Raw genomic sequence first — 10,560 nt, forward strand, 5'->3', positions numbered from 1 at the left:
CTGCGGTTCAAGAAAGGGATAGCGAAAGCCGTGCCAGCTTCAGAAGCGATGGATTATCAGTCGTTTATTGAAATCTACCCCCTGGGAGACCCGGTAATTAAGGCCCTGTTGACCATATCGGCCCGGCAAAATCTTCCTAGTTATGGTTAAAAGAAAGGTTCCGTTAACCATTGCGTACCTAGTGTGGCAGCCCAGAAGTTCTCCGCATTTTCGCCACTACCTCGAAAGCGAACTTCTGACCAAAACACACCAGAATGGATGCTGGTGAACGTCGAATTCGAAGTTCGCAGGCCGTTGCGGGAGCGACGAGCTTCGGGTCCGGGCACGAGTGTCAAGGCAATAGGGCGCGTGTGCGCCGGCGGCATCTGTTCTGCGTATCCAGCCTGCTCGGCAGCACTCGGACCGACCCTGGGTGAAAGGGCGAGCTGACGATGGCTGAGAATGATCAGGCTGAGAAAGCGGCAGATCGAGACGCGCCGCCGGGCAAGAAAAGGTTCAAGCTGATTGTCGCGGTCGGCGCCGTGCTGCTGATTCTCGTCACCGGCGGCAGCATCTGGTTCTTTTTATTCCGCCATCACGATGGCGAGCAGCTTGCCGAAGCGCCACCGCCGAAGCCGCCGGCCTTCGTCGACATACCGGACATGCTGGTCAACCTGGTCGGCGCGCCCGGAGAGCGGGTGCAATATCTGAAAGTGAAGGTCGTTCTTGAGGTGAAGGAGGAGCCGCAGGTCGAGAAGATCAAGCCGGCGCTGCCCCGGGTCACCGATCTGTTTCAGACTTATATGCGCGAACTGCGTCCAAGTGATCTCAACGGTTCAGCCGGGTTATTCCGCCTGAAGGAAGAACTGACCAAACGGGTGAATGCTGTGATCTCGCCTGATCATGTCAATGCGGTGCTGTTCAAGGAAGTCGTCATCCAGTGAGGAGTGTCGCTGTTTTTGAAGTTGCTACATCATATGCCGCAAGCTCGTATCAGGAGCTTCAAATCGCAAGCGGCACTCCAAGGAACGAACTTCGGAAACGGGCGCTAGCGCGGAAACGGGATCATGGCGGACGATAGCGATCAGATTGATCAGGATGCAATCGCAGCCCAGTGGGAAGCCTCGCTCGACTCGGAGGATCCAGCCGAAGCGGCGAAGTCCGCTGCCGCGAATGAACTCACGGACGCGATGGCGGAACAATGGGCCGCCATGGTCGACGACGGTGGCCGCGATTTCGGCAGCGGCAAAAACGGCGGCGAGCGGGTTCTGTCGCAGGAGGAAATCGACAACCTGCTCGGCTTTAGCGTCGGCGAGATCAACGTCGACGACAATTCGGGCATTCGGGCGATCATCGACTCGGCGATGGTGTCGTATGAGCGCCTGCCGATGCTGGAGATCGTGTTCGATCGCCTGGTGCGGCTGATGACGACGTCGCTTCGCAATTTCACTTCCGACAACGTCGAGGTTTCGCTTGACCGCATCACCTCGGTCCGCTTTGGCGACTATCTGAACTCGATACCCCTGCCGGCGGTGCTCAGCGTGTTCAAGGCCGAGGAGTGGGAGAACTTCGGACTGGCGATGGTGGACTCCAGCCTGATCTACTCCATGATCGACGTGTTGCTGGGTGGCCGTCGCGGCCAGACCTCGCTCCGCATCGAAGGGCGGCCCTACACGACGATTGAAACCAATCTGGTAAAGCGGCTGGTGGAAGTGGTTCTGGCCGACGCGGAGCAGGCGTTCCGGCCGCTTTCGCCAGTGTCGTTTTCGATCGACCGTCTCGAAACCAATCCGCGGTTCGCGGCGATCACCCGTCCGGCCAATGCGGCGATCCTGGTCCGGCTGCGGATCGACATGGAAGATCGTGGCGGCACCATCGAACTGCTGCTTCCCTACGCCACCATTGAGCCGATCCGCAACGTTCTGTTGCAGATGTTCATGGGTGAAAAGTTCGGCCGTGATCCGATCTGGGAAAGCCACCTCGCCACCGAGATCTCGCAGGCGCAGATCGCCGTGGACGCTGTGTTGTATGAGGCCGAAATCCCGCTCAAGCAGCTTATGACCCTGAAGGTCGGCGATACCCTTGCGCTTGAGATGCGGCCTGATGCGTCGGTGGCGGTTCGGTGCGGCAGCGTTACGCTCACCGAAGGCCGCATGGGGCGGGTCGGCGACCGCGTCGCCATTCGCGTGTCGAAACATTTGCGCAAACCGAACACCACCTTCGCCATGTTCGAGAGAGCGGACGAGCAGACCAAGATGATGGAGGCCCAATGAACCACTCTTTCGGATTAGCGATCGAGAGCCTTGTTGCGGTTCTTCTCGTTCTGACAATCGGTTACTGCATGCTACTGAACAAGCGGCTGAAGCGGCTGAGGGCGGATGAACAGTCGCTCAAGGCGACGATTAGCGAACTGATCACGGCGACCGAGATCGCCGAGCGCGCCATCGGCGGGCTGAAGCACACGGTGCGCGACGTCAACGACAATCTCGGTAACCAGATTTCGTTGGCCACCGATTTGTCGCGACAGTTGGCGAAGCAACTGGCTGAGGGCGATGCCGTCATGCGGCGGTTGACCAGGATCGCGCTTGCGGCGCGTCCGCCGGCGGCCCCGGAACCGGAGGCCGTGACGAGTGATGCCCGCTCTGTCGCAGCCGCGGCGCGGGCATTTTCCGAACGCAAAAGGACGAACGGCCTCGCTGCATGAGTGCTTTCAGGGACATCCGGGTCATTCCCGTCGTAGCGGCTGCGATCTTCGGCCTCGCGGTGCTCAAGGTCGCGGGGCTCGTGATCGACGGCGGCTATGTCCTCGATGTCCGGCGGGATTCAGCCCGTCCATCATGGGCGCAGGAGAATTTAAACTTTCCAGGCGCAGCTCCGGACGCGGGCGACATCACCGGATCGGTCGAGGCGAAGAACAAAGACGCCGCCGGCAAGGACAGTGCGGGAGAAGATAAGGCGAAGCACGAAGAATCCGCCCAGGCAGCAGACACGCCGGGCGTGGCGAAGGTAGGCACTCTCCCCGAGCCGGGTCAGTCTGTGTCGCCCTCCGAGCGGGCCATCCTCGAGCGCCTTCAGAGCCGGCGACAGGAAATCGAAGCACGTGCTCGGGAAATTGACATTCGCGAAAGCCTTTTGCAAGCCGCTGAACATCGCATCCAGGGCCGCGTCGAGCAGATGAAGGGCATCGAAGCGCGGATCGCGACCGCGACCGCGGAGAAGAACGAGGCCGAGATTGCTCGCTTCAAGGGTCTCGTGACGATGTACGAGAACATGAAGCCGAAGGAGGCGGCCAAGGTGTTTGACCGGCTGGAAATGCCGGTACTGTTCGAGATCGCTTCGAAGATCGCGCCGCGCAAGATGTCGGAGATTCTCGGTCAGATGTCTCCCGAGGCTGCGGAACGGTTGACGGTCGAACTGGCGCGCCGTGCGAGCGGTGGCAACGCAACCGCGGCCTCCAATCTTCCGAAGATCGAGGGCCAGCCGACGCAGTCGACTCGCAATTAGTGGTCCGTTCTAATATTCGCATTCCGCTTCAGCGAGCCTCCTTGCGAAGGTTAGAATCAAAGGACCGCTAGCAACTATTGGGTTTCCAATGGAGTTTTGAATTTAACATTCGCTTGCCGGCTTTGCTGCGACGTCGGTAGCGAATGTCAAATTTACTCCACGAGGATCGTTGTTTAACAAGTCCTTAATTCCACAATCCTAGTGTTCGGTCTGACCGGCGTGCGAGCGTCCGGTCACGGATTCGAGTCGAGAGACTATCTGGAATGGCGCGGACGATTGCCGCTCGATGTTGGTCGCAAGCGCGCGCTTGCGCGCGGCGGCTTCGGCGCGACTTTATTCCGGCGGTCGCGACAGCCGTGCTGCTGCTGGCCGCGGCGTTTCCCGATGCAAGTCGCGCGCAGGTGGTCCAGGGAGAGGCGAGCTTTGTGGCGGCGAACGGTTTCGCGCGCCTCGTGCTTACGCTCGAGGATGATGTCGATTCCGAGGTGACGGTGGCGGGCACCGTCCTTCTGATCCGATTCAAGCGGCCGGTGGATATTCCCGTCGACAGGATCTCGGATGCGGTACCGGACTATGTCGGCTCGGCGCGCCGCGATCCGGATGGTTCGGCCATTCGTCTGGCGCTGGCGCGCAAGGTCACCGTTAATACAATGACCGCCGGCGAGCGCGTCTTCATCGATTTGATGCCTGACGGCTGGAAGGGGCCGCCGCCTGAATTGCCGCAGGAGGTGGTTCGAGAACTGGCGGAACGTGCCCGCGCCGCCGAGCGCGCCTTGCGCGAACAGCGCAGCCTCGAAGCGGCGAAGAAGCGGTCGCCAGTTCGCGTGCGCGCTTCGTTGCAGCCGACCTTCGTGCGCTATGTTTTTGAGCTGCCGGACGGCAGCGGCGTCTCTTCCAACCTCAATGAGCAAACGCTTGCGTTGCTGTTCAAGCCTGCGCTGACGTTCGATCTGGCGGATGCGAAACTGGTGGCGCCAGCCAATATCGGCTCAATCGCGCAGAAGGTCGACGGCGAGGGCTCGCGGATCGAAATAAAACTGATCGGCGATGTCGATGTGCATTCGTTTCGTGAAGAGAAGAGCTACATCGTCGATATCGGCTTTCAGCAGACCGGCAAACCGATACTGCCGGTGCCGCTCGCGTCAACCGAAGCTCGGCCGCAGGGCGCTTCCGCCGGAAAGGCAGCCGAGATTCCGCCGCCGACCTCTCAGACGATTGCGGAGCAAGCCGGGCTGACGGTTCGGCCTCCGGCGTCTGATGTCAAACCCGCGCCGGCAGCAAAAACTTCCGAAGCCGCGCCGGCTATCGCTGCACCCCTCGCGTCTGTTCAGTCTCCGGTCGAAAAGCCGGTTGCCGCCCCAGCGCCCTCCACCGCTCCTTCAAAGGCGGACGTTTCAGAAGCGAAGCCGGCAGAGGAGAAGCCAGCAGAAAATATTGCTATCAAGCAGGACTCCGTAAAGGCCGCGGCGGCGTCGGAGCCTGCGATCGCTCCGGCGCCATCAAGAAAGGCAATCGCGCATGACGCTGTGACCCTCGACGCTGAGAGACGCACCGAGGGTTTTCGTCTGACGTTCGGATTCGGCGCGCCGGCACCGGCCGCGCTGTTCCGGCGGGCCGATACGGTGTGGCTGGTGTTCGACTCCGAGCAGCCGATCGATACCGGCGCGATTCAAAAGGAGGGCGGGTCGCTCATCACCGACATCGATCGCCGTTCCTTGAACAACGGGCAGGCAATTCGTATCCGCCTGGCTCGTCCGCAATTGGCCGCCCTCTCGGCCGGAGACTCGAAGGGGTCTGCATCCACCGCGGCGGGCGAGAGCTGGATCGTGACGTTTGCCGATGCCGTACAACAGCCATCGCGCGCGCTTTATGCACAGCGCGATGTGATCGATCGGGCTCACGCAAGCGTCACTGTGCCGCTCGCAGGCCCCGGCAAGCTGCACCGGATCGTCGATCCCGACTCGGGCACTACCCTGATGGTCGTGACCGCGCTGCCGCCGGCGCGCGGCTTTGTCAGGCGTCAGCAATTCGTGGAGTTTTCGCTGGGTGAATCGATCCATGGCGTGGTGGTCGAGCCAAAGTCCGACGATATTGCCGTCGAGGTCGCCTCCGACAAGGTCACGGTGACCCGACGGGGCGGTCTTACCCTGTCGGCGGCTAATGCCGCGCCCGAGCGCGCGGCAACGGCTCAGCCGATCTTCGATGTCGAGCAATGGCAGAAGGACAGCAAGGCCGATCTCTTCAAGCGGCTCGATGAACTGGTCGACGCCGCGTCGACGGCGGGTGACGATGATGCGCGGGCCACGGCGCGGATCGACCTCGCCCGGTTCTACATGGCGCGCGGCTTCTATCACGAAGCCAGGGCGGTTCTTGACCTCGCATTGTCCGAACGGAATCCCGGACAGGAAGATCCGGTTCTGCTGATCGTGCATTCAGTTGCGAGTTCGCTGACGAACTATACGGCGTCGGCTATGCGGGATCTCGCTAATCCGGCGATCGGAGCCAATTACGATTCTCAACTCTGGAAGGCACTTGCGCTCGCGCAGCAGCATAAGTGGGCGGAAGCACGGGAGAAGTTCAAAAACGCTCATTTCGCCATATCGGTATTGCCAATCGATTTGCAGCGCGCGATCGTCGCTGCTGCGATGCGAGCCTCGCTTGAGGTCGGGGATTTTTCCGGGGTCGCTTCGTGCAGCAGTGATCTCGACGCGCTCGGCATTCCCGACGAGTTGAAGCCCCGGATTACAGTCATGCGCGGACGGCTGTCGGAAGCGCTCGGGCGCGACAAGGATGCGCTTGCTCAGTACAAGGAGGTGATGGCCTCGCCGGACCGCGAAGCCGCGACCGAGGCGCAGCTTCACAACATCGCGTTGCGACAGAAGCGCAACGAGATCAAACCGGAAGATGCGCTGCGCGATCTCGAAACGCTGTCGGTGATGTGGCGCGGCGATAGGCTGGAAGTGCAGACGCTGAAAATGCTGATGGCGCTCTATATCGATACCGGCCGCTATGCGGAGGCGCTGGCGGCGTCAAGGACGGCCACGCGGCTGGAACCGGACTCCGCGGTGTCACGCCAGATTCAGGATGACGCGGCGGCGCTGTTCGCCCAGCTCTTCCTCAGCACGAAAGGCGACAATCTTCCGCCGGTCGATGCGTTGGCGATGTTCTACGACTTTCGCGACCTGACTCCGATTGGCCGTCGCGGCGACGAGATGATCCGCCGGCTCGCGGATCGTCTGGTCGCCTTCGATCTGCTCGATCAGGCGGGCGAACTCCTGCAATACCAGATCGATCATCGGCTGGAGGGTGCAGCACGCGCGCAGGTCGCCGCGCGGCTGGCAATGGTCTATCTGATGAACCGCAAGCCGGACCGGGCAATCTCCGCACTTCGCACGACGCGGATCGCGGATCTCGCCGGTGAATTACGTCAGCAGCGCTTGCTGCTCGAAGCGCGCGCGCAGAGCGATGTCGGCCGCCGCGATCTCGCGCTCGACATCATCTCAAATCTCGCCGGGCGTGAGGCGATTCGTCTGCGGTCCGATATTTACTGGGCGTCTCGGCGCTGGCGCGAGGCGTCCGAACAGGTCGAGCTTTATTACGGCGAGCGCTGGCGCGATTTCAAACCGCTCAAGCCGAACGAGAAGAGCGACATCATTCGCGCTGTCATCGGCTACGCGCTCTCCGAGGACGCGCTTGGGCTTGCGCGCTTCCGCGAAAAATATGCACCGCTGATGAACGGCAGCGCCGATAAGGTCGCTTTTGATATCGCGAGCAAGCCGGCGGCGGGCAACAGCGCCGAGTTCGAGCAGATTGCCAAGATGGCGGCGAAGGTGGATACGCTGAGTGGCTTCCTGCGCGAAATGAAATCGCGTTTTCCCGACATGACGACAAAAACGGCGCCGCCGCCCGAAGAGGCAGCGGCAGATCCGTCTCCCACGGGCACGCTACCGCAGATCGTCGGATCGGAGCGCGCCGAGGCATCACGCTGACGGATGTGTGTACCCGACGCGGGGTCATCGCCGCATGAGTAGGCCGACTTGGACGAATGGGATGCCTTCGTCGCCTACCGCCCGCTCGACATTCAAGGACGCATGGAAGCAGCGGACGGCGCAGACAGAGCGATCAACGCCGTCTATCGCCGCGAGCGCGCGATCCTGCGGGAACGAGATCTGGCTTTTCGACGTGACGACGAAGGCCGCTGCCGCCGGAAGAGGCGAAGGCAGATCCGCACGCACTTAAGATCTTCCTTCGCTTTTGATGAAGTGAGAAGCGATGCTCCATCTCTTGTTTGATGTGTGGATTTCAATCGCGTTGAGCACTTCGTCGAGATCAACTGCTATCGCACGCAGTCCTAGGACAAACGATGACACCGCCATCAAGTTTTCCTTCAATTGATGCCCGAAGCGAAACCGCGAGTGGTACAGAATTCTGTGCAGCCGCCCTTGCGCGCTCAAGATATTCTTTTGCTTTTGATGAAGTGAGAAGCGATGCTCCCTCTCTTGTTTGATGCATGGATTTCAATCGCGTCGAGCACTCCGTCGAGATCGACTGCTGTCGAACGCAGTCCTACGACAAGAGATGACACCGCTATCAAGTTTGTCTTCAATTGAAGCCAAAAAGCGAAGTCGCAAGGCGGTACAGAATTCTGTGCAGTTGCCTTTACGCACTCAAGATCTTCTTTCTCCGCTTATGATGGAGTCAGAAGTATTCTTATGTTTTGTTCGATGCTCTCTGCGTGTTGACACCATACAACGTCGACATCATACAATGCGAAATATGCCGATAGACACATCGACAAGCTATCGGATTGAGGCATCTTCCTACTTTAGGTGATCATTGTTTTTGAGTGGTCGCATCGTTCCTCATTGATGAGGAGTGTGCGGCATGCGCGGACGGCTGCGTCGATCAAGGACTGCGTGAAACGTTTTTCGAATGTTGCGGCTCAGCGGATCCGAACCCGCCATGACAGAGCAACTTGGGGGGTGATATGAATTTAATGAAGAGTTCTTTCCTCGGTTCGACGGCAGGACTGGTTTTCCTGTCCATCGTTCTGCTTGTCGCCATTCCTCCGAATCTTGCGCATGCACAGGGCGACGAAGGCCAGGGTCCTGGCCATGGCCATGCCGTAGCCCAGAACGGAGATGCTGAGCCGAAGCCGCAAACCTGGCCTCAGTTCAAGGCGACCACGCCAACGCCGCTGTACTCGCTCTACGACACACTCGGACGACCCGACAATCTCACGATTAACGGCTCTATTCGCTCCCGTGGTGAAGGGCTCGCCAACCAATTTCGTCCGGCGCCTGCCGCGCGTGATGACTATTTGGCCTCGTTCTTCACCAATATTTTCGCCGAGTACAATCTCGGCACGGTGAAGATCGGCGCGGAGCTGTTCGATAGCCGTGGCTACGGCGAGCCGCGAAACTCGGCGGTCTCCACCAATGAGGTGAACGCCCTCGAACTCGGCCAAGCCTATCTTAACGTCGATCTCTCCGATGTCCTGCACGATGGATCGAGGAGCAGTCTCACCGCCGGCCGGTTCACGAAGGACATCGGCTCACGCCGCCTCGTGGCGCGCAATTTAATGCGCAACACCATCAACTCCTTCACCGGCCTGTCCTACGACTGGAAGGGCACGAACAAAGATCAGATGACCCTGCTCTGGACCATGCCGCAGACCCGGTTGCCCGATGACACACGAGGCATCCGCAACAATACGATCGAGCTCGACTCGGAGAGCCCGGACTTTCAACTGTTCGGCGGTTCCTATACTTTCGCGAAGGTGTTCGGCGGATCGTTCGAGGTCTATGGCTACGGCCTGTACGAGCAGGATACTGGGACGACGGGTCCGCAATCGGTGCAGACCCGAAACCGTCGCCTGTTCACTCCTGGCGCGCGGTTGGCGCGGGCGAAGAAGCCCGGGCAGTGGGACTACGATTTCGAGGCGATCTACCAGACGGGTCTCGCCCGGGAGACGACTGCCGTCACCGACACGCGCGACCTCAAGGTGTCGGCCTACTTCTTCCATGGCGAGGCGGGCTATACCTTCGCTGCGCCCTGGTTGCCGCGGGTCGCGCTGCAATACGATCACGGCAGCGGCGACAGCAGAAACCCTAATACCTTCACCCGTTTCGACAGTCTGTTCGGCGTCCGCCGCGAATACAACCCAGTCGACCTCTATGGGCCGCTGCAGCGATCGAACATGATCTCACCGGCGATACGCTTCGAGGTCACGCCGAGCCCGATCTGGGATGCCTTCTTCGCCTACCGCACGCTGTTCCTGGCGGATCGCACCGACAGCTTCGGCCTCACACAGGTACGGGATCGTACCGGCCGATCCGGGAACTTCGCCGGCCAGCAGATCGAGGCTCGCCTGCGATACTGGGTTGTCCCCGATGCCATGCTGTTCGAAACGGGGGCAGCCTATTTGTTTAAAGGTCGGTTTCTGCAGGACGCACCCAACGCACCCAACACGGCCGACACCGTCTACGGCTATCTCCAGACGAGCTTCTTCTTTTAAAGTAACGACCGTGCCGGCCCAACAGCAAATGCCTGTGGGCCGGCATCATCTGCAGTCATGTCCCGACGGCAGAATAGAAGGACGGTCGGCAGTTGCCGGGTGAATTTCACGGATCATCCTGTTCAATCCCGGCGTGGCGATACCAGCCAAGGGATCCGACCTCGGCCGGACGAGCGAGCCGTCGCGAGTCGATTCCGCGCAAGAATATGTTCGAGGCGTCGCTCGCATCTTCCGCGCCCCGCGCCGTACCTGTTCGCGCTCGTGCGTCGATATCTCTTGTTTGATGCGTGGACTTCAACCGCGCCGAGCACTCGCTCGAAAATCGATTATTATCGAACGCGTCCTACGACAAAGCGATGACAGTCTGCATCAAGCCTGCTTTTTCATTGATGCCCTAAGCGAAACCGCAAGGTGGCGCGGAGTTTTGTGCAATCTACTTTACTTAAGACCTTCTTTCTTTTCATTTATCTCTTGTTTGATGCAGCCTGCATGTTGACACCGCGCTGTACGATGTATAGCGAGAAACATATCGATAGGCTATCGGCCGGGGGGCATCCCGA

General features: G+C 60.1%; 7 protein-coding genes. All 7 read left to right on the plus strand.

Annotated features, from left to right (window positions below):
- Nucleotides 1-431: 431 nt before the first annotated feature.
- On the plus strand, nucleotides 432-923 hold the full coding sequence (gene fliL / locus AC1RT6_RS16860) for a flagellar basal body-associated protein FliL (RefSeq protein ID WP_079446167.1): 492 nt from the start codon (nucleotides 432-434) through the stop codon (nucleotides 921-923).
- 123 nt (nucleotides 924-1,046) lie between these two features.
- Nucleotides 1,047-2,252, plus strand: coding sequence for a flagellar motor switch protein FliM (gene fliM / locus AC1RT6_RS16865; RefSeq protein ID WP_079446168.1), 1,206 nt, complete (start codon nucleotides 1,047-1,049; stop codon nucleotides 2,250-2,252).
- Nucleotides 2,249-2,683 (plus strand): DUF6468 domain-containing protein, encoded by a 435-nt coding sequence (locus AC1RT6_RS16870; RefSeq protein WP_079446169.1) that lies wholly within the window; start codon nucleotides 2,249-2,251, stop codon nucleotides 2,681-2,683. Before fliM ends, AC1RT6_RS16870 begins: the two co-directional genes overlap by 4 nt.
- Nucleotides 2,680-3,483 carry a MotE family protein gene (locus tag AC1RT6_RS16875; protein ID WP_079446170.1) on the plus strand — a complete coding sequence of 268 codons (804 nt, stop codon included), beginning with the start codon at nucleotides 2,680-2,682 and terminating at the stop codon, nucleotides 3,481-3,483. Before AC1RT6_RS16870 ends, AC1RT6_RS16875 begins: the two co-directional genes overlap by 4 nt.
- Nucleotides 3,484-3,746: 263 nt before the next feature.
- Nucleotides 3,747-7,472: an ATP-binding protein gene (locus AC1RT6_RS16880; RefSeq protein WP_079446171.1), complete on the plus strand. Its 3,726-nt coding sequence runs from the start codon at nucleotides 3,747-3,749 to the stop codon at nucleotides 7,470-7,472.
- Nucleotides 7,473-7,520: 48 nt separating this feature from the next.
- Nucleotides 7,521-7,775, plus strand: a complete 255-nt coding sequence (locus AC1RT6_RS16885; protein WP_139372852.1) for a hypothetical protein — start codon at nucleotides 7,521-7,523, stop codon at nucleotides 7,773-7,775.
- Between the two features lie 695 nt (nucleotides 7,776-8,470).
- Nucleotides 8,471-10,000, plus strand: coding sequence for an alginate export family protein (locus AC1RT6_RS16890; protein ID WP_079446173.1), 1,530 nt, complete (start codon nucleotides 8,471-8,473; stop codon nucleotides 9,998-10,000).
- Nucleotides 10,001-10,560: the final 560 nt, after the last annotated feature.

This window comes from Nitrobacter sp. MLSD-S21, from assembly GCF_058809865.1.